Below are 19,858 nucleotides of genomic sequence, written 5' to 3'. Positions count from 1 at the left end.
GACCACGATCATCGCTTGCCGAAATAATTATCGTGGCTACATTAACTGTGCGATTTCCGTACGATCCAGGAAAGAGCGCCCCTAACCTGGCAGAGCGTGAAATATCGTTTGATAGCGCCCAGGAGTTCGACTGGTCAACTGCCCAGGTGCGGCAGGATCTCAGGTTCGACTACGCCGAACCGCGTTACCAGGCAATTGGGTTTATCCACACACGTTTGCACGTGCTGATCTTCACACCGCGCGATAACACGGTGCACGTCATCAGCCTCCGCAAGGCAAACAAACGAGAGGTTCGAGGCTATGCACAAGTCCACCAAATCTGACCAACCGGATGCAGTCAGCCCTGAATGGTCCGACGCCGACTTCGCGCAGGCCAGGCCCGCCAGTGAAGTGCTTCCTGAGCTATTTGGGGCACTGCAAGCACGTGAAATGCTGAAACCCAAGCGCGGTCGGCCGAAAGCCGAGGTGTGCAAAGAGCACGTAAACCTTCGGTTGGATGCGGCTGTGCTGGAGGCATTTCGGGCGTCAGGGCCGGGGTGGCAGACCCGGGTCAATGCCGCGTTGGCAGACTGGCTTACGGATCACTCTCCAGTGGATCTGGTGCGCTGACGCTTTCATCCAATGCAGGAGTGGCCGGAATCAGTGCTTCGAGCGGAATGGAGCGAGAAGCCCTGAAACTTTGATTTGGCTAGCTGTAACTGCAGAGAGAGCGCTCGTTTTGCGTAAGGGCCCACTCATGAACCGAGGAGGGCGACGCTGCCGCGCCCCTCTCTGCTACGGCCCATGAGTGATCTAGGCACCGCTTCAGCTCAATGGGCAGGTCAGGCTTGAAGTATCCAAGCCAATACCCCCGGCCCGGGGTATGCCGGTCGGCCTGTTGACCACGGAAAGCCCGACATGCGCATGAGCATCAGCGGCCTTGAGCTTCAATGCCCTCCGCCACAGCATCCACCAAGGCACGCGCACTCGACATCAGCTCAAGCGTCGCCCACACCAAGCCAGTATCGCCATCACCGTTGTCAGTCAGCTCATAAGCAGTCGCATAGGCACACTTGAGCAGATGGGATGCATGAACCAACGCATCCCCGGCTTGTACGCCAGCGCAGACATTAAACATTGGTCGCTCGAAACCATCGGTCTGCCCAAAGGGTTTCGGGAGCGTGACCGAACCAGCACCGTCGCAGCGTGGCAATGAAGAGAACAGGGTTGTATCGATATCCATCAGTAAAGCTCCATGAGAGAGAGCCTTGATCTGGTCGGCCTGTCAAAACCGGCTACTCCATGGGGAGCGGCGGTGGATAGCGTAGGGATCACCGTCCTCAATCGCAAGCGAATAGGGGCGGGCCTAAGGAAATCGGAAACGTCCTACATCGCCTGTATCAACCTGGAGAAGTCTGCTGGCAAGCCTACCTTCTGCAGATACTCAAGAAAAAAAACTTATGCGCCAAGGGCCGGCTTCATTGCTCGATAGCACGGAGGCACACCTGGCGTACATCGAGTGAACCACTCACGCGGAAGGCTCAAAATTAACACGCCCTGCGACGCCCTGAAAATCAGCAGGCAATAAATGGGTGATTATTTTTTTGGAAAGCAACATGACGAGAACTCAACACAACCCACTGGATAAATCTCCTCCGTACCCTGATCAACGCTATGCACACCTACCCTCCAACTGTCAGGGTCGCCGTAGACTATCCACACCAGCGTTTCGCCATTGTCCGTAACCGCCCAGGGTAGAATACTTTTCTCCTCAGGAAAACGGGATCTAAAGTACCCCCTCCACCCATAGAAGTCAGAAAACCATTAAACTCATCATCACCTCTCAATAATTCCTTAACATAGAAAACCCACCACTATCCTCAACCTATTTTGAGTGCGCCTTGCGATAGCGGACTCAAAGCCGAAGGCCATATTGTTTTATCGTCAAACAAAGCGCCTTGAAATATTGCACCCTCCCACCTAAAAAATCCCAAGTTAGCACCACAAAGATTTGCAAACTCAAAGCTTGCCCCTGCGACATCAGCCCCGGACAAATTGGCGAGTGCTAGATCACTTTCTGAAAAGTCTGCGAATACTGCGATCGCCCCCAAAAAATTGCAATTTTTCAGCTTTGAGTGCCTAAAGCTTGAGTTCATAAGCGCTGTTCCTTGAAAATCAGCCCCTACCAACTCAGCCCGATCAAAGGTCGCATTTCGCAAGTCTGCCTTAGAGAAATTTGCATAACCCGCATCCACCCCTTCAAGAATGGCCCTATGCAAATCAAGGCTTGTAAAATCGGCCTTCCTCACAGACTCACAGGCCAATTCGATACTGGCCCGCCCCTCACGCTCTATAATAATCATTTGTTACCCCAATCAAACGGGTCGATATTTATCTCACCGATAGGACGCGTCCTACCGCTTTGCTAGGCGAGAGTGCTCCCGGCACTTTATCTGGTTCCAGCCCAAGCACCTTTGCTGCGATATAACGATGATTACCATCTACAATCACTTGCTAGCCATCCCAACCTCAAAATGTGACGTAGATCCCCAACGACTTTTCAAGTGCCTCCTGAAGCAACTCATAATAAACTTCCAAAACATTTTCATCCTCTGTCGACATTTCGACATCACTAGCACGGAGCAAGCCCAAGCTTACAGACACGTCACTTGGGCCTTGAAAATAAGAGCCCATTTTTCCAGGATCAAACGGTTCAGTTGCAGCTCCTAGGACACGACCCAAAAACGGGAGCCCTTCAGCATAACCATCATAATCATAAAAATATTTACCCCAGACTTCTCCAGCCCCCCGTTCCTCCAAAGGAGAGTAATATTTAGTCAGCGCAAAATCGCCTAACTGATGCGCGTCCTCATACTCTAAGAGCTGTTCCCACTGGTCATCTAGACGCTCACCTTCATACGGATCCACCAACGATCCCACATTAAGACGGATAAAAGCCCTAAGCTCTTTCAACTCTCCCGTTCGAAGCGCCGCGGTGATTAATGGGGCTAGCTCTTGGGAAAAACTCTTCAAATCAAAAATATATGCCTTGTGGTAAACATTCATTCCCTCACCTATTTCCCTCCACCAATAATTCGAGCGGCGAAAAGCGGCGTTTAAATGCTGCACACTCACCCCATCGATGCTTTAAAAACTTACTTGCATACAAATAGCAGATGAAAAGGTCGATTTGCTTCAAGCCAAAACTCATTCGCCTCCGACCATGACGCCAAGAAACGCCTGAGCGCAAGCGAATTTTCCACGCATGCCCTATTTGCATCTCGAAGAGCTAATACTATCCCAACTGGAGCTAACCATTCCAAATCCGTAAGGCAGTCATCTAAAGCGTCCCAATTACTTCCGAAACATGCAGGAAATCTCAATACCTCAGCGACTATTCCGAAAAGGGCCTGACTACTCACATCCTCTACCAACGTGGCCACGTACAACTGCAATCCGCTTGAGACCAACAAGTCAAATTCTTCGGAACAACAAAAATGCACCGATGTTGCGGAAGGCTTTTCCAACGTATCACGCCACAAAGCTTTCACCTCACCAAAGAATGTATTTTAATACACAGCCAAGCTCCGCTCTCACATACATCCCAACCGCCCTGCCCTGCTGACATCATTTAGACGTTAAATTTCATACTTGGCCCACCACCTTAACCCATTGCAAGCACAAAATCTTTCCAGCCACCGACTGTATGCGACTTCATTAACTCTTACAGCGTATCCACCAATGCTGACGCCTCGTTTTAAGCATCAACACCACACCCAGATTAGCATCTGCAGCACTGGGCTACCTTAGGCCTATACACTTCACTTTAGTCCGCAGCCGCCTGCACCTGATCGAGTCGACGCCATTGGTCGGATATCACACCAGACCGAAGCGTTTTCGTGTGCCAAAACACCAGGGCTCCCGAGAAGCTCACTAAGGGTCGCGGACGCTCCCCCCTTGCTTTGAACTAATCCCAGTGACTTCATCCATTCAACTTTTTAATTCGTCCAGCACAACCCCGTCAAAAAACCCAACTTAGCTCAAACAATCACGATACATGCGCCAAAATTCTTTTGTATAAAAACCCGTAAAAATCAGTCGCATAATGGATTAACTCCCCAGATGGCAGCCGTTGCAGTACTGGGTACTCCCCTTCGAAAACCGAAGAGCAATCAAACATAAACGACTCACCAAAATCGGTTTCACTTACAAGCAGCTTAGACGTGTCCCACCCGGCGTTCCGCCCTATGATGTGGTGATAAACGATGTCCCCCCCACAGACGCCGTCAAACTCCATCCCATATATACTATAAATCTCTTCAGACCCTATCTCTCCCCCACCATAATTTTGTAAAAACCAAAGATAGGATGGAGATAATGGATACCCTAATACACTTTCCGCCCTCTCCACCCAGTCATCGCCGACATAATCATTTTCAGACCCGAAATTGATGATTTCTGGATGTCCGGCGATTAGACATTTAACCTTTTCGGCCATGGCTTCCATATATTTACTCCCTCAATCCGGCAGCACGCTGCTGCCAATAGCTGTCCTTCCACTTATCAAACATGGGCCTATCGATCCCGGAAGGCATGGTATTCGGATTAATGTGGATAACCTTGCTATTAGTCTGATGGAAGGTCTGTGTCATCTCTGCGATGGCCCCCGACTGAGTCTGAGTCATATGATGTAGATTAACCGACTTACCATCCAGCCCAATAGGAGCCCGACCGGTGGCCATACGCTCAATATTGGTTCCAGTCACTACTTTTCCTCGCTCTCGCCAAGACGTTATTAGGTTTGGATCAAAGAGGTCATCCCTTTGGTAAACCCTGTTTCCGTTGAACTCAATGGGGTCTTTAGACCAAAATTTTCTCTGCTGAGCAAATATTGACGTTGCTTCGGACGCAGAACTAACCCCAGTCGAGGCGACGGTATCACTCGCCCCGGCCTCAATCAAACCCTGCCCCCGCTTACCCGCCAACCGCGCCATCACCGCGTCAGCTGCAAGCTTCGCCCCCCTCAACCCCGGAGCAATAACCATCAGCGCATCCAACTCCGGCGCGATGGTGTTGATACCTTTCATCGCAGGCCCTGTCGCCCGCTCAGCCGCTCCTTCTACGAGGCTGGGGTAACTTGAGGCTCCAGACAGCTCACTCGAGTGCGCAGCCGTCTGCGCCTGACCGAACCGACGCCACTGGTCGTATATCGCACCCTGCCCGTAGAGCGTCGTCGCATCAAACAACCCCGAGTCATTGAACTGCTCCTCGGTGGCGCTGAACGCGTACACAGGTTTACCATCTGCGATGATCGGCTGCCCGTTGGCCCAGGTCAGGGGGATGCGCTGCGCTGCCAGGTCGTTGATGACCTTCATCGCTTGATCGAAGTCCGCAAGGAAGTTCAGCGACTCCGGATCGTTGCCGTCGGCCATACGCAGAATGCCCAACAAACGCTGCTGATCCTTGGCATCTACCGCTGCGCCGCCAGCCAATAGCAGCAGATCTTCCCAGCTGACATCCGATTTCAATGCGACGGTAGCTTTGAGCTCTTCAGCTTTCTGCTTGAGTACCGCCACCTCCTGTTGCTGATGTAGCTTGCGGTTGTAGAGGTCTACGCCTGTTGCCGTCTTGGCTCCGACTGCCTGGGCGGCAGTTCCCCCATTCGTTGCGGCTGCTGCGCCGGCGCCTACGCCCGCCGCGATCAGTGTCGTCAACGATGCTCTGTCTGTGGCGGAGTAACCGCTGTCAGCCAACGCCTTGTCTATGACAGGCATCAGCATTTCGGAGGCCGCAGCGCCCGATGCACCTGCCAAGGCGTTACCACTCGACAGCCCTTGCAGTGCCCCCGCCAGCGCGTGCATCAACGCCCGCGCCGATCCACCTTCTGCCCACGCTGCTCGTGTGGTCTCATCCTGAGCAAGACGTGACTGCCTGTCGGCATAATTGCCAATGGCCTGGTAGGTATCAGCCGACGTGGTATTGGCGAGAATACCAACACCTGTTGCACCGCCAGCTCCACCTAATCCAGCGGCAATCAAACCAGTGGCTACATCCGCCAATAGGCGTTTGTCTCCCCCCACAGACCAAGCGTTGGCATCTTCAACAGCGGCGGTAGCTGCCACTTTTTCCGCTTCGGTTGTGGCTTTTTTCCTCTGCTCCTCTGCGTCTTTGCGCTTTGCAGCCGCCACCGTTTCTATCACGCTTTGACCCAGTTGCACGGTGCTCTGGATCAGATCGATACGTTCCAGTAACGCCTTCTCATCCGGGCGATCCAGCTGTTCATTGGCATGGGCCGTGTCACGATTCAAACCAACAAGATCATTGGCGCCTTCCGGGTTCCGGACGACGATCGTGCCTTCGCTGATCGCACTCCGGGTAGCGCTGCTGTCTTTGTCGGAAAGCAACAAGGGGACCGCCCTCCCTACGCCGGAACTCGTCTCGGCGCGGGGAGAATTCTTGCCGAGAAGGCTGTTGCCAGTATTTCCAGCCGTCGGGTCGGCGGGCCCACGGTTGTCACTACCGTTGTAGGAAAGGCTGATCCCAGCCGCAGAGCTTTTGGCTTCGCTCTTGTTCTTGATATCGCTGACAATCAACCGATCAGTATCAAGGCGGTTTTTGTCCGGCGTAGCCTCGCTGGCGATGACAGCACCATCCAGGCGGGTAGTCCCGCCTACATGAATGTCGTAGCCACCCGTGCCAGCGAACAGCCCCGTCTGCTCCGTGACCGCAGCGTAATCAGACTTGGTGTTGCTTGCTGCCAGGTTGCCGCTGGCGGTAACCGTGGCCCCATAGCAGAACGGCGGTACACAGATGCTGCCGCCAAAGCCACCGCTGGTTTGTTTGTTCTTGCTGTCTGACTCGTCCTGGCGAGACGCGATATTGAGGTTGCCGCCAATGTCAGCGTTGATGCTGTCTGCACGTACCTGCGCACCCGCCAGCGTAGTGTCCCGGCCGCTGCGCACTGTCAACTCAGAGGTGTCGACGGTCGTGTTGACCTGGGTTACTTCACTGCCAGTCCCCAAGCCTTTCGCCGCCTGAGCGCCCAGGTCGAGGGTAAAGCCATTCTGCGAGCCTATGTTGAAACTGGCGCCAATGGCCAGCTTGCTGTGGGTGTCGTGATTGCTCCATTCCTGGGTGTTCTGCTGGCTTTCCAGGTTGATGTTGTTCTTGGCCATCAGCAGCGTCTGCTCAGCCTTGAGCTGACTGCCGAGGATGTCGATGTCACCCTTCGCGTCCGCCTGGTCGCCGGTTGCGATGACGGCCAGATTGCCGCCACTGGTCACCGTCGACGATTTGGCCGTCTGGCTTTCGTAATCGCTGGTGCTTTTGCTATGGGTGGACGCCAGTTCAGTGCCGATCTTGATCAGCGAACCGCCACTGTTGGCTGGCCGACCATCGGACTCGTTCGCCGCGCCGGCGCTGGAATTGCCCACGGCGTTATAGAGCGACAGTGCCGCCTGCGCGCCCTTTACTGCGGCCAGGCGCTTGTCGTCAGCCTGGCGAGCAGCCTGAACGTCGTTGCGGATACTCTTGACGGTGTCGATGACCGTACCGCCAATTACCCTGCCCACGGCAAGGCTGCTGGAGGTATCGACGCTGCCTTGCTTGCCGGTCTCCATACCTGCCGCGATCCGCACATCGGCACCGGTCAGGGTCATGTCCTTGGTGCTGACAAGATCGCTGCCAACCACGCTCAGCGTTCGCCCCGCACTGAGGTTGACGTCGCCTGCGCTTGAGCCAATGGTGCTACCGGTCAAGGTGGTTTCGCTGGCGTTGCCGGTATGTTTCTGACTGCCGATGGACAGGTGAAGGTTGCCGGTGATGTCATCGAGCCCGCCCATGTTGGCGGTGGCGATGCCCGTCAGGTCACGGCTTTTTTGCTTGTGATACTCCGTGCGCTGGAAGGTATTTTCGGCGGCGTCCACGGTCAGGTCACGCCCGGCCAGCACGTTGATATCGTCGGTGCTGACCAGCGAGGAACCAGTGATAGCTGCATCCCGTCCGGCCGTCACATTCACCGTGTCGCCAGAGACCAGGCTGCCTGCGGCACTGGTCTGGTGTTCGTTGACCTTGTCCTTGATCTTGCTGGCCCTGAGGCCGCCCCAGCTGCTTTTGCTGCTGCTCTTCTCGTGGCGGGCAGTGGTGGTGTCTTCACCAGCAACGATCGCCACGTCGTTGACCGCTTGCAGGCGTACATCGCCTTTGTCAGCCGACACTTCACTGCCTCTGATCAGCAGGTCTTGCCCGGAAACGACCGTGGTGCCCTGCCCGCTGGTGACGGCGCTGCCAGCGTTGGTGGTGTTGGTGACCAGGTCCAGCTGGCTTTTCTTGCTGGTACGGCTCTTCTTGGTCATGTCGTAAAGGGTGGAAGTGCTGTTCTCCCCCGCCAGTACGCTTACTTGTTTGCCGGCATACAGGTACGCCTCGTCGCCAGCAGTAATCTTGCTGGCAACCAGAGTCATGGTATTGGTGGCTACCGCGACAACGTTACCGCCCGCGCTCAACTCACCCGCTTGCTGCTGGGTCTGGTTGTTTTCCCGGGAGACGCGTTTGTGCCCGCTTTTGCTGAACGAGTGCACGTCCTGGACATCGCCCGCCGACAGCAGATTGATGTCGCGGCTGGCGGTGGCCTGCAGGTCTTTCTCGGCGTTGGCTTTACTGGCGACGACGTTCAGGTCTCGGCCTGCATCCAGGGCCAGGTTGCCTTTGGCGGTCACCGTGGAAGCGAGGTTATCCACAACGTGGGTGATACTGGAATTGTGGCCGCCGTTGTGGGATTCGTGCTTCTCGCTGACGTCCTGTACCGCGCGCAAATTGATATCGCGCCCGGCTTGCAGGTTGGCATTGCCTTCGGAACTGATCGCCCCAAGGTTGGTGAGATCCTGGCCAGCGGTAGCATTCAGGGCATTCCCCGCCGTTATCCGCCCCCCCTCATCCGTAACGGTCCGCATCCCCGCCCCATCACGCACCGCAATCGCCGTGCGGTCATTGACGATGTCGCCCTTGAGCGTGACCAGATCAACCTGCTTGCCACGAATATCCCCCGCCAGCGCATTGCGAATACTGTCCTGCGCCAACAGGCTCAAGCGCTCATTGGCCTCTGCAACCCCGCCGTTGTAGACGCTCCCGCCTACGCTCGCACTGAGGTCATTGCTGGCACTCAGGGTGCCCACGTTGACCAGGTCGGTGCCGGCCAACAGCTTCAGGTCACGGCCCTGGATCAGCGCGCCGCCGTTGACGTTGCGGCTGTCGGCCTGGGCCAGGTACAGCACCGGCACGAGCACGCTCTGGCCGTCGATGACGCGGTTTTCCATCCACACGATGTCGTGGGTCAGGGCCGCGACCTGCTGGGCGCTCAGGCCCACGCCCACGCTGAGGTTGAGCGCGGCCTTGCTGGCCAGGGCGTTGTCCATCAGGTAGCGGTACTGGTCGTAGTCGCTGGTCAGGCTGGCGGCCAGGAAGCGCTGGCCGGTGCGGGCCACCACGGCGTCGCTGATCAGGCGGGTCTCGTAGCGGCCGTCGCCCAGGCGGCGGGCGGCTTCGTCGCTGCTGTAGCCGATCTGGCCCAGCAGGTAGTCCGAGCTCATGAACTTGCTCGGGTCGGTAAGATTGGGGTTGGTCTCGATCAGGTACTGGCTGTGCGGGTTCTGGCTGGGCACGAACAGGCCGTACTGGCCCTGGGGCAGGCGGAAGCTGCTGGAGGCAGTAGGGTCGACGGCGGCGAACGGCACGCCGGTGAAGTCCACCGGAATGTAGCTGACGCGCACCGTGCCGTCGGCGTCAATGCGCTCCACGCGCTGCACGTCCTTGGCTTGCAGCGGCGTGGCGCTGCTGTGCTCGGGGCTGAGCTGGATCTCGACGGCACCGACCCGCTGGGTGGCCTCGCTGTCCAGGTGGCCGGTGAGCTGCGCCTGGGTCTGTTCCAGCAGGGTGCCGTTCTGGATCTGCGTGGTGACGTTCAGCGCCACGCTGCCGCCCGCCTGCAGGGTGCTGGTGTAGTTGTGGCTGGCGTCGGGGTTCCAGGTGGTGACGTCGCTGTCCTGCCGGAAGCGGCTGTCGCTGGAACGGGCGATCAGTTCGTTGAAGCGGGCCAGGTCGAAGTTGCCGGCGGCGACGGCGGCGTTGAACGCCGGCACGTCGATGAATTCCATCTGGTCCCAGTAGCCGGTGCCGATGCGCGCCGGGGTGCTGATGACGATGACCTGGCTGCCGCCACGCGACGAGGCGCCCTGGTTAAGGAGGTTGTCGGCGTTGATGGTGAGGTTGCCGTTGGCGGCCATCAGGCTGTAGCGGTTCTGCACGTCGCTGGCGTTGAGGTTCATGCCTTGGCCAGCCACAAGGCGGGCCATGGGCGAGTCCACCAGTACACTCTCGTCGAGGGTCTTGGTGATGGTGATGGCGCCGCGCTTGAAGGAATCGTGGCCGCCGCAGTGCTGGCCGCATCGCCATTCCAGGCTGCCGCTGGTGACGGCCTTGGCCAGTTCGAACTGGGCCTTGGCGTTCTCGACGCTGACGGCATTGAGATCCATGGCACCCAGGCTTTCGACGCTGCCCGAGAGGTTGCTGAAGGCGCTGGCGCGGCCGCCGTCGTAGCCGGCGAAGCTCAGCGCGCCCTGGCTGTAGAGTTCGCCGTAGGTGTTGCTGAAGCGGTCGCTGCGCAGGGTCATGTCACCGGCGCTGAACAGCAGGGTGTCGGCGCTGTTGCTGATGGCGCCCAGGACCTTGAGGCTGAGCGTGCCATTGGCGCCCAGGGTGCCGTTGTTGGTGATGTTGGCGGCGCTGATGCTCAGGTTGCGGCTGGCGATCAGGCGCCCGTCGTTGGTGAGGTCGCCGCTCAACGTCAGGGTGGTGTCGCCGGCGCTGGCCAGGCGCCCACCCAGTTGCGTGAACGCTTGGGCGCTGGCCCGCAGGTGGCCCTGGCTGGAGATGCGCCCGCGGTTGACCAGGTCGCCGGTCAGGCCCATGGCCAGGTCCAGGTCGCTGGCCAGTTCGCCGGCGTTGTCCAGGCTGGCGACGTTGAGGGTCAATTGGCCGGACGTGGCCAGGCGGTCGCCGGCCAGCAGGGCCAGGGCGCCGCCGCTGGTCACGCTGAGTGCGCCGTCGAACTGGGCGCGGCCGACGCTAAGGATGCTGCGCAGCTGCCAATCGGCGCTGCCGGTGCCGGTGATGCTGCCTTGGCTGCCGTCGAGGCTGGCGGCCTGCAGGCTGAAGGCCTGGCTGTACAGTTGCAGGGTGCCGCTGTTGACCAGCGCGCCGCCGAGGGCGAAGCGGCTTTGCGCGCCACCCAGGGCCCGCAGGCGGCCGCTGTTGTTGAGGTCGCCCGCAGTAAGGTCCAGGCCGCCGGCGGACTCGATCAGGCCCTGGTTGCTGAGTTGGTCGGCGAGCTTGAGGGCGACGGTGGCGCCGCTTATCTCGCCACCGGCGCCGTTGTCCAGGCGCTGGCCATCGAGGCTGAGGTCGCCACTGGCGAACAGCTTGCCGGCGCGGTTGGTGAGCTGGGCAACTGCCAGCTTGAGCTTGCCGGCCAGGCTGGAGAGCATGCCGGCGCGGCTGTCGTCGGCGCTGTTGTCGAGGCTGCCGGCAGTAATGTCCAGGGTGTCGGCCAGCACGCTGCCGCCCTGGTTCTGCAGGGTGCCGTCGCCCAAGGCAAGGGTCAGGGCGCCGCCCTGGGCGCGCAGCAGGCCCTGCTGATTGAGGACGCTGGTGGCGGTGATCAGCAGGCCATCGGCACCGGACAGGATCTGCCCGCCCTGGCGGTTGTCGAGCTGGCTGCCGCTGATCTCCACACGGTTGCCGCCGAGGCTGCCGTTGCGGTTGTCCAGCTGGTTGAAGCCTTGCAGCCACAGGGCCTGGTTGGCGGCGTCGATGACGCCAGTGGCGTTGTCGAGCACACCGTTGATGGTCAGGCGCACGGCGCCGCCGTTGCCCAGCACGGCGCCCTTGGCGCTGTTGTCCAGCTGGTTGGCGACGAGGGTCACGGCCTTGCCGCTGATGACACCGGCATGGTTATCGAGCGTCGGCGCGCTGATGTGCAGGGCGGCGTCGCTCTGGAGGCGCCCGCCGCTGTTGGCGAGGCTGCCCAGGGCCAGGCGGGCGCCGCCGAGGCCGGCGGCGACCAGGCCGGCGTCGCGGTTGTCGAGGTGGCTGGCGGTGAGGTCGAGGGTATCGAACAGCAGGCTGCCGGCGCGGTTGTCGAAACCGGCGCCGGTGTTATCGAGCACCAGGGCCTGGCCTTGCAGTTTGCCGTGGCGGTTGTCCACCGCGCTGGCCTGCAGGCTGAACAGGGTCTTGGCCAGGGCGCGGCCGGCCTGGTTGTCGAAGCGCTGAGCCAGGCGCAGGTCGAGGCTGCCGGCGGTGGCGATAATCTGGCCGCCAGCGCGGTTGTCGAGGCTGTCGGCCGCCACGCTGACGCCGCCACCGCTGAGGGTGCCGGCGCGGTTATCGACGGTGCCGGCGCCTGCGTCCAGGCTTGTGCTGGCCTCGATACGCCCGCCCTGGTTGTCGAGCAGTGTGCTGGCTTGCACCTTGGCGGCGCCCGCGCTGGCCGAGACGATGCCGTTGCGGTTGTCCAGTTGCCCGACGCCGAGGTCGAGGCGGTCGGCCAGCAGGCTGCCGCCGCGGTTGTCGAAGGTGCTGGCCACTACCTTGAACTGCCCGCCCACCACTTCCAAACGGCCGGCGCGGTTGTCCAGGCTTGTAAGGCTGAGGTCGACATTCTGGCCGAAGCCAAAGCGAATCAGGCCGCCCAGGTTGGCGAGTGCCGGGGTGTTGAGGTTGAGGCTGTTTTCCCCGCGCAGGCGCGCGCTGCTGCCGTTGTTGGTGACCTGGGCGCTGTGCAGGCTGACGTCGCGGCCCTGGATTACCCCGCCGTCGTTGCGCAAGCTCTTGGTGCCGCGGGCGTCGAGGGTGCGGCTGGCGATCACGCTGGCGCTGTTGCTGAGCTCGGCGGCGTGCAGGGTCACGTCGCCCTGGCTGTTGCGGGTGTTGTCGGCGTTGACGCCGGCCTCGATCACGCCACTGTTGGTCAGTTTGCCGTCGGCACTGAGGGTGATGCTGTCACGTGCGGTCAGGCTGGTGCGGTTGTCGATTACACCGGCGCTGCGCAGGTCAACGCGGGTGCCGGCGTACACCGGGCCCTGGGCGTCGATGGCGGTGGCCTTGGCCACCACCGCACCGTTGGCGCTGACGTTGGCCAGGGTCAGCTTGCCGTTGGCGTCGATCTGCACGTCGCCGGCGCTGGCCGCCAGGTCGCCGGCCAGGCGCACGCCCACGCCCTTCTCGGTGCCCACCAGCTTTACTGCCCCCACGTACATGCCGCCCAGGGCGCTGCTGTCGATCGCCAATGCCGGTTTGTCCGAGCCATCATCGGCGCGCGGGGTGGCCTGCAGGGTGTCGGCGTTGACGTCGTTGCGGCCGGTGACCACGGCCAGGTTCCTGGCGTACAGCCTGGCGTTGAGCTGGGTGGAGCGGGTGATCAGCTCGAACCGGTCGACGTTGCTAGCGTCGAGGCCGGCGCCTTCGATGCTGATGTCGCCGCCATCGACCTGGAAGCGGTCCAGGCGGCCGCTGCCGTCGAGCACCGGCGTGCCGGTGGTGAGGGTGGCGCGCGGAGTGTTGATGAAGCCGCAGCCGTTGCACGTGACGCCGTAGGGGTTGGCGACGATGACCCGCGCGGCCTGCCCGGCCACTTCCGTATAGCCCTTGAGCTGGCTGCGGTTGTTGCCGGTGACCTCGTTGAGGATGGTACTGGCGGCGTGGCCGTTGAGGTTGCCGTTGCCCAGGATGATGCCGCCCAGCTGGGTGGCCTGGGTGCGGCCGGTGGCGTTGTTGAGGATGACGCCCTGACTGCCGACGTTGTAGTCCTGGAACTGGTTGTGCGACAGGCCGCTGGCGTTGGGCGCGGCGATGTTGACCACCGGCACGCCGTTGCCCGCCGCCCCCACCGTGGTGCCCGCGCCGCTGACCACGATGCCCTCGGCCTGGGCCCACAGCGGCTGCCAGAACATGACGTTGGCCAGCAGGAACGCCAGGGCGCGCTTGGGCAGGCCCCAGAAGCGTTCGCGGGGCTGCAGGGCGGCCGAAGGTTGGCGGGCCAGGAAGGCAAGATGACGGGCGTCCATGTCGGGTACTCGTTGCAGCAAAAATTAGAGAAAAAGGTTCAGGCTGAAGTAGATCGGCGTCTCGCGGTCGGCGACGGCGCCGGGGCGTTCCAGCGAGTGGGCGAAGGTGACGCTGGCGCCCAGGTAGCGGCCGCGGGCAAACAGTTCCACGGCGTTGCCGCTCAGCCGTCCGTGCTGGTCGGTGTCGGTGTGGTCGCGGCTGATCACGCCCTGGTCGTAGGCCAGGGCCAGGCCGTATTCGGTGAGTGCCGGGCGCAGGCGGTCCCAGGCCACGGGGCGGCTCCAGCGCACTTCGTTGCGCCAGTAGCCGCCGCTGTCGCCCATCAGGTATTGGTCCTTGAAGCCGCGCACCGAGGACAGGCCGCCGACGCTGATGCGCTGGTTGCCGAACAGGGGGTCGTTGCTGTGCTGGCCGGTGGCGAGGCTGCTGAAGGTGAAACTTTCACCCAGCAGTTGGAAGGGCAGCAGGTAGCTGGCGGTGGCGGTGTACTTGCGGTAACGCGCGGAGGGCCCACCGTTGCCTGGGTCACCTTGGGCGCCCAGGGCGCCGATGCCCTTCTGGGTGGCCAGGTCGAGGTTGACGAAGGCATTGCCCAGACGGCGGCCGTGGTTGATGCCGTAGCTGAGCTCGGTGAGGGTGTTGCTGCTGCCGCTCAGGTAGGCGCCGTCGTTGTAGTTGCGGGTGGCCAGGCGCGTGAGGCCGACGTTGACCGCGGTCTTGCTCAGGGCATCACGATGGATGACACGCTCGGCGCGCAATTGGTGGCTGCTGCTGTCGCCGCTTTGCAGGAAGCTGCCGTAGCCCTGCGGCGTGACCCTGGAGCGGTAGGCGCTCTGGCTGTAGCTGTAGTTGAAGGTCCACCAGCCCCACGGCAGGTTGTAATTGAGCAGTTCGTTGTGGGAACTGTGGCCCGAGTCGCTGACGGCATCGTGGCCGGCGCGCAGCATCAATTCGTCGGCCAGGCCCAGCGGGCTGTCCCACTCAAGCCCCGTGTTCCACTGCTGCTCGCCGGTGCTGCGCTGGCCATCGTTGCTGCGGCCCAGGGAAGCGCGCCAGGGTTTTTGCGGTGTGTTGGTGACCGTCACCTCGCTGCCACCCACGGCCTGGCCAGGGCTGAGCTCCATGCGCGCCTGGTTGGACGGCAGGCGGTTGAGCTGATCCACCAGTTGTTCGATCTCGCGCAAGTTGAGCACCTGCCCGGCGCGCCCCGGAAAGCTCATGGCCAGTTCGCGCTCGCTGATGCCGCTGCCCGCCCCACCCTTGAGGCGTTCCAGGCGCCCTTCCACCACTTGCACCACCAGCGTGCCGCTGCCCAGGTCCTGGGGCGGCAGGTAGGCACGGCTGGTCACCAGGCCACGCGCCAGGTAGTGGTCGGTGATGGCCTTGAGCACTTCGTTGAGTTGCGCCACGCCCAGGCACTGGCCAAGGAACGGCGCCAGCAAGGGTTCGCGCTCAGTGGCACTCAGGTGGTCGGCGCCCTTGAGCTCGATGTGGCGGATGGTGAAACAGCGGGTGTCAGCCGGGGCTGCGGGGGCGGCTTCAGGGGTTGACTGGCCGGGCAGGCGCTTCAGGTCGTCAAGGCGCCGCTGCTGGTCTTGCAGCAGGCGGTTCTGGCGTTCGCGGATCAGGTCCTGGTCGCCTTGGGGCACGGGGGCAGCGACAACAGCGGCGGGGGCGCAGAAAAGGCTGGCAAACAGCAACAGCCAGGCCGTTTTCCGTGGTCTGGGAGCAGACATTGAATCGATCCTTGAAACGTCAGGGGGCGCGAAAGAGCGGCGATACTAGGGGGAGCGCCTCCCGAGGTCAAATTCACGATACAATTTCGAACAATTCAGAACATTGGCGGCTATGGTGCCGATTGAGTGGCTATTGTCGACAAAATACAGATGAACAGGTAAAAACCAGCACAGATGATTTACCGGCATTACCCCATAATGTCGGAATGCGAAAACCGACAAACGGTCAACCCGTGGCCGCTGCCGCCAGGCTGCGTCCGCCCCCCCCACGCGGCTCACCTGGAAAAAAGCGGACGCGGCCTGGCGGCCGCTGCTACGGGGATGGGTTATTCGAAGAGGGCGTCGAGGGCCTGCTCCAGGCGGGTCACGCCGATGACCTGCAGGCCTGCCGGCGCTTCCTTCGGCGCGTTGCCCTTGGGCACGATGGCGCGCTTGAAGCCGTGCTTGGCGGCTTCCTTGAGACGTTCCTGGCCGCTGGGCACCGGGCGCACCTCGCCGGACAGGCCCACCTCGCCGAACACCAGCAGATCATGCGGCAGCGGCCGGTTGCGCAGGCTGGACATGATGGCCGCCAGCAGCGCCAGGTCGGAGGCGGTTTCCAGCACCTTCACGCCGCCCACCACGTTGAGGAACACGTCCTGGTCGTGGGTGGGAATGCCGCCGTGGCGGTGCAGCACCGCCAGCAGCATCGACAGGCGGTTCTGGTCCAGGCCCAGGGTCACGCGGCGCGGGTTGGCCAGGTGGCTGTCGTCCACCAGCGCCTGCACCTCCACCAGCATCGGCCGGGTGCCTTCCCAGGTGGCCATGACCACGCTGCCCGGCACTTCCTCCTGGGCGCGGGTGAGGAAGATGGCCGAGGGGTTGGACACCTCTTTCAGGCCCTTGTCGGTCATGCCGAACACGCCCAGTTCATTCACCGCGCCGAAGCGGTTCTTCACCGCGCGCAGCAGGCGCAGGCGGCCGTCGGACTCGCCTTCGAAATACAGCACGGTATCGACCATGTGCTCCAGCACGCGCGGGCCGGCCAGGGCGCCTTCCTTGGTGACGTGGCCCACCAGGAAGATGGCGGTGCCGCTCTGCTTGGCGTAGCGCACCAGCAAGGCGGCGCTCTCGCGCACCTGGGAGACGCCGCCGGGGGCGGACTGCAGGGCCTCGGTGAAGATGGTCTGGATGGAGTCGATGACCATCACCTTGGGCTGCTCGACCCGGGCGGTGGCGATGATGGTCTCGATGCAGGTCTCGGTCATGACCCGCAGCTGGTCCTGGGGCAGGCCCAGGCGGCGCGCGCGCATGGCCACCTGCTGTTGCGATTCCTCGCCGGTGACGTACAGCGCCGGCATGCGCGCGGCGATGTTGCACAGGGTCTGCAGCAGGATGGTGGACTTGCCGATGCCCGGGTCACCGCCAATCAGCACCACCGAGCCGTCCACCAGGCCGCCGCCCAGCACGCGGTCGAGCTCGGTGGAGGCGGTGGTGAAGCGGGGAATTTCCTCGACGCTGACCTCGGCCAGGGTCTTGATCTGCGCCTGCTGGCCGGCCCAGCCGGTGCGGCCGCTGGGGGGCGCGGCAGCGCCGGCCTCGATCATGGTTTCGGTCAGGGTGTTCCAGGCGCCGCACTCGCCGCACTGGCCGGCCCATTTCGGGAAGGTGGCGCCGCACTCGGTGCAGCCGTACAAGCGCTTGGCCTTGGCCATGAGGAATTCCCCTGTATATAAAAACAGTCATCATACCGATCCTGGCCGGATTCGGTAAAACTAATAGGGAGAAGCCGGGTCATTGTTACCAGGTAACGAGCACGGCGCGCTTCGCTGTCTTACACTGCCTGCAACCATTCATCTGTAACAAGGGATATCAAAAGCATGGGCGTACTAGCTGAGTTCAAGGCCTTCGCGGTCAAAGGCAACGTGGTCGACATGGCCGTGGGTATCATCATTGGCGCAGCGTTCGGCAAGATCGTCTCGTCGTTCGTGGGTGACGTGGTCATGCCGCCGCTGGGGCTGTTGATTGGCGGCGTGGATTTCAGCGACCTGGCGGTGACCCTCAGGGAAGCCCAGGGCACGGCGCCGGCCGTGGTGCTGGCCTACGGCAAGTTCATCCAGACCATCATCGACTTCCTGATCGTGGCGTTCGCCATCTTCATGGGCGTGAAGGCCATCAACAAGCTCAAGCGTGAAGAAGCCGCCGCCCCTACCCTGCCGCCTACCCCGACCAAGGAAGAGCTGCTGTTGGGTGAGATTCGTGATTTGCTCAAGGAGCAGAATGCGCGGCCGTGACGCAGCCTGCGGCAGCTGCTACGGGGTGCGTGACCGCGCGCCCCGCTATCACCAATAGTTCTCTACCGCTATCTGCCCTGGCTTGCGGGTCAGGGTCAGGCGCATGTCGCGGGCCTTGAGCACCGCGCGGGTGTCGTCGATCATCTGCGGGTTGCCGCAGATCATCACCCGTGAATGCTCCGGCGCCAGCGCACAGCCGGCCGCCGCTTCCAGCTCGCCATTGTCGATCAGCGTGGTGATGCGCCCGCCCAGCGCGCCCGGGTACTGCTCGCGGGTGACGATGGGAATGTACTGGAACTTGTGCGCGTATTCCGCCAGGTACTCACGCCCGGTCAGCTCGGCGATCAGCGGCTGGTACGCCAGCTCGCGGCCTTCGCGGGCGCTGTAGACCAGGATGATGCGCTCGAATTTCTCCCACACTTCGAAATCCTGCAGGATCGACAGGAACGGCGCCACCCCGGTGCCCGTGGCCAGCAGCCACAGGTCGCGGCCGTCGATGAAGCGGTCCGGGGTCAGGTAACCGAACGCCTGGCGATCCACCAGCAGCGTGTCACCCTCGCGCAGGCGGCTCAGCTCGCTGGTGAACTCCCCTCCCGGCACCACGATGGAAAAGAACTCCAGGAACTCGTCATGGGGCGAGGACACCATCGAATAGGCACGCCACGCCACGCTGCCATCAGGCTTGGTCACCCCCAGGCGGGCGAACTGCCCGGCGCGGAAACGAAAGCCGGGGTCGCGGGTGGTCCTCAGGGTGAACAGGCTGGGGGTCAGCGGCTGTACCTCGAGCAGCGTCTGGCGGGTGAAATTCTCGGCGCTGGCGGTCATGACGGTCTCCGTGGGAACAGTGCTTATAGTGTCCAGCAAAGCGGCAACCAGGAACACCCGCAAGTTGTAATGGCTTTTTCATGCAGTAGCCAGACGATAACTACATTTTATCGACGTAATTAACTCGTATCAAAGCATTAATCACCTAGAATGAAGCGACGGGGCAGTACTTGGATCCATATCGGGCAGCTCAACTGGAGTGTCGTCATGAGAATGTGGCATGAAGCGCAACTGCATCACCTGCAAGGCATGGCCGAACGCAAGGATATAGTAGAGAGCGCTTTGGACCTGGCCCGCGACCTGGGCTTCGACTACGCAACCTTCGTCACCGGCCCCGGCCAGGTCATGCCGCACCGCATGGCCCTGAACAATATGCCAGCCGCATGGCGCCAGCGTTATCGGCAGCAGGGCTATGGCGCTACCGACCCCAGCGTCAGGCATTGCCGACACTCGGTGGTGCCGTTGCTGTGGACTGACGGCTTGTTCCGCAGCACCCCCGAGTTCCGCCAGGACGCCTGGAGCCACGGCATTCGCCATGGCCTGAGCCTGGCCATCCACGACAGCGACCACCACGTCAGCATGCTGACCCTGGCCCGCCAGCACCTGCCGGTGAGCGCCGACGAATTCTGCGCCAAGGTGGGCCAGTGCCTGTGGCTGGGCAACCTGCTGCACCAGCGCCTGGGCGCCCGGCAGGCCAGCGCGGACGGGGACAACCACGGCCAGCTGTCCGGCCGCGAGCTGGAGATACTGCGCTGGTCGGCCGAGGGCAAGACCGCCGGCGATATCGCCACCATTCTCAGCCTTTCCGAGCGCACGGTGAACTTTCATATCAGCACGGCCGTAAAGAAAATGGGCATGGGCAACAAGATCTCTGCCGTGGTTCACGCTGCCCAAGCTGGGCTACTGTGAGCCCCACGCCTGCAT

General features: G+C 61.6%; 13 protein-coding genes. 4 read left to right on the top strand and 9 right to left on the bottom strand.

Going from position 1 to position 19,858, the window contains the following annotated elements:
* The first annotated feature begins 32 nt into the window (after positions 1–32).
* Positions 33–323: a BrnT family toxin gene (locus ACWKWX_RS00625; protein WP_483826806.1), complete on the top strand. Its 291-nt coding sequence runs from the start codon at positions 33–35 to the stop codon at positions 321–323.
* Entirely contained in the window at positions 301–609 is a 309-nt protein-coding gene (locus ACWKWX_RS00620; protein ID WP_483826805.1) for a BrnA antitoxin family protein, read from the top strand. The genes ACWKWX_RS00625 and ACWKWX_RS00620 overlap by 23 nt, the downstream gene beginning before the upstream one ends.
* A gap of 301 nt (positions 610–910) precedes the next feature.
* Here ACWKWX_RS00620 and ACWKWX_RS00615 read toward each other — a convergent pair whose 3' ends face one another.
* From ACWKWX_RS00615 to radA, 8 genes are all read right to left on the bottom strand, one after another.
* Entirely contained in the window at positions 911–1,222 is a 312-nt protein-coding gene (locus ACWKWX_RS00615) for a DUF3077 domain-containing protein (protein ID WP_483826804.1), read from the bottom strand.
* 637 nt (positions 1,223–1,859) lie between these two features.
* Complete coding sequence (locus ACWKWX_RS00610; RefSeq protein WP_483826803.1) at positions 1,860–2,342, bottom strand: pentapeptide repeat-containing protein; 483 nt, start codon at positions 2,340–2,342, stop codon at positions 1,860–1,862.
* Between the two features lie 166 nt (positions 2,343–2,508).
* Positions 2,509–3,045, bottom strand: coding sequence for a hypothetical protein (locus tag ACWKWX_RS00605; protein ID WP_483826802.1), 537 nt, complete (start codon positions 3,043–3,045; stop codon positions 2,509–2,511).
* An 89-nt stretch (positions 3,046–3,134) separates the two neighbouring features.
* Positions 3,135–3,401 (bottom strand): barstar family protein, encoded by a 267-nt coding sequence (locus ACWKWX_RS00600; RefSeq protein ID WP_483826950.1) that lies wholly within the window; start codon positions 3,399–3,401, stop codon positions 3,135–3,137.
* A gap of 626 nt (positions 3,402–4,027) precedes the next feature.
* On the bottom strand, positions 4,028–4,486 hold the full coding sequence (locus ACWKWX_RS00595; protein ID WP_483826801.1) for an SMI1/KNR4 family protein: 459 nt from the start codon (positions 4,484–4,486) through the stop codon (positions 4,028–4,030).
* Between the two features lie 4 nt (positions 4,487–4,490).
* On the bottom strand, positions 4,491–14,099 hold the full coding sequence (locus ACWKWX_RS00590) for a two-partner secretion domain-containing protein (protein ID WP_483826800.1): 9,609 nt from the start codon (positions 14,097–14,099) through the stop codon (positions 4,491–4,493).
* A gap of 24 nt (positions 14,100–14,123) precedes the next feature.
* Entirely contained in the window at positions 14,124–15,836 is a 1,713-nt protein-coding gene (locus ACWKWX_RS00585) for a ShlB/FhaC/HecB family hemolysin secretion/activation protein (RefSeq protein ID WP_483826799.1), read from the bottom strand.
* 326 nt (positions 15,837–16,162) lie between these two features.
* Entirely contained in the window at positions 16,163–17,530 is a 1,368-nt protein-coding gene (gene radA, locus ACWKWX_RS00580) for a DNA repair protein RadA (RefSeq protein WP_483826798.1), read from the bottom strand.
* A gap of 165 nt (positions 17,531–17,695) precedes the next feature.
* On the opposite strand from radA, the gene mscL reads away from it, so the two are divergent.
* Positions 17,696–18,109: a large-conductance mechanosensitive channel protein MscL gene (mscL, locus tag ACWKWX_RS00575; protein ID WP_416426990.1), complete on the top strand. Its 414-nt coding sequence runs from the start codon at positions 17,696–17,698 to the stop codon at positions 18,107–18,109.
* A 48-nt stretch (positions 18,110–18,157) separates the two neighbouring features.
* Here mscL and ACWKWX_RS00570 read toward each other — a convergent pair whose 3' ends face one another.
* Positions 18,158–18,934, bottom strand: coding sequence for a ferredoxin--NADP reductase (locus ACWKWX_RS00570; RefSeq protein WP_483826797.1), 777 nt, complete (start codon positions 18,932–18,934; stop codon positions 18,158–18,160).
* Between the two features lie 207 nt (positions 18,935–19,141).
* Between ACWKWX_RS00570 and ACWKWX_RS00565 the strand changes: the two genes are divergently transcribed.
* Entirely contained in the window at positions 19,142–19,843 is a 702-nt protein-coding gene (locus ACWKWX_RS00565) for an autoinducer binding domain-containing protein (protein WP_483826796.1), read from the top strand.
* The last annotated feature ends 15 nt before the right edge of the window (positions 19,844–19,858 follow it).

The sequence above is a fragment of the Pseudomonas imperatae genome (assembly GCF_057128625.1).
Note: the sequence above shows the minus strand (reverse complement) of the source record. Positions and strands in the feature narration are given on the sequence as shown.

Bases quoted from the DNA above. Each gene is read 5' to 3' on its own strand.
- ACWKWX_RS00620 (WP_483826805.1), top strand. From the start codon at position 301: ATGCACAAGTCCACCAAATCTGACCAACCGGATGCAGTCAGCCCTGAA.
- ACWKWX_RS00615 (WP_483826804.1), bottom strand. From the start codon at position 1,222: ATGGATATCGATACAACCCTGTTCTCTTCATTGCCACGCTGCGACGGT.
- ACWKWX_RS00610 (WP_483826803.1), bottom strand. From the start codon at position 2,342: ATGATTATTATAGAGCGTGAGGGGCGGGCCAGTATCGAATTGGCCTGT.
- ACWKWX_RS00605 (WP_483826802.1), bottom strand. From the start codon at position 3,045: ATGAATGTTTACCACAAGGCATATATTTTTGATTTGAAGAGTTTTTCC.
- ACWKWX_RS00595 (WP_483826801.1), bottom strand. From the start codon at position 4,486: ATGGAAGCCATGGCCGAAAAGGTTAAATGTCTAATCGCCGGACATCCA.
- ACWKWX_RS00590 (WP_483826800.1), bottom strand. From the start codon at position 14,099: ATGGACGCCCGTCATCTTGCCTTCCTGGCCCGCCAACCTTCGGCCGCC.
- ACWKWX_RS00585 (WP_483826799.1), bottom strand. From the start codon at position 15,836: ATGTCTGCTCCCAGACCACGGAAAACGGCCTGGCTGTTGCTGTTTGCC.
- radA (WP_483826798.1), bottom strand. From the start codon at position 17,530: ATGGCCAAGGCCAAGCGCTTGTACGGCTGCACCGAGTGCGGCGCCACC.
- mscL (WP_416426990.1), top strand. From the start codon at position 17,696: ATGGGCGTACTAGCTGAGTTCAAGGCCTTCGCGGTCAAAGGCAACGTG.
- ACWKWX_RS00570 (WP_483826797.1), bottom strand. From the start codon at position 18,934: ATGACCGCCAGCGCCGAGAATTTCACCCGCCAGACGCTGCTCGAGGTA.
- ACWKWX_RS00565 (WP_483826796.1), top strand. From the start codon at position 19,142: ATGAGAATGTGGCATGAAGCGCAACTGCATCACCTGCAAGGCATGGCC.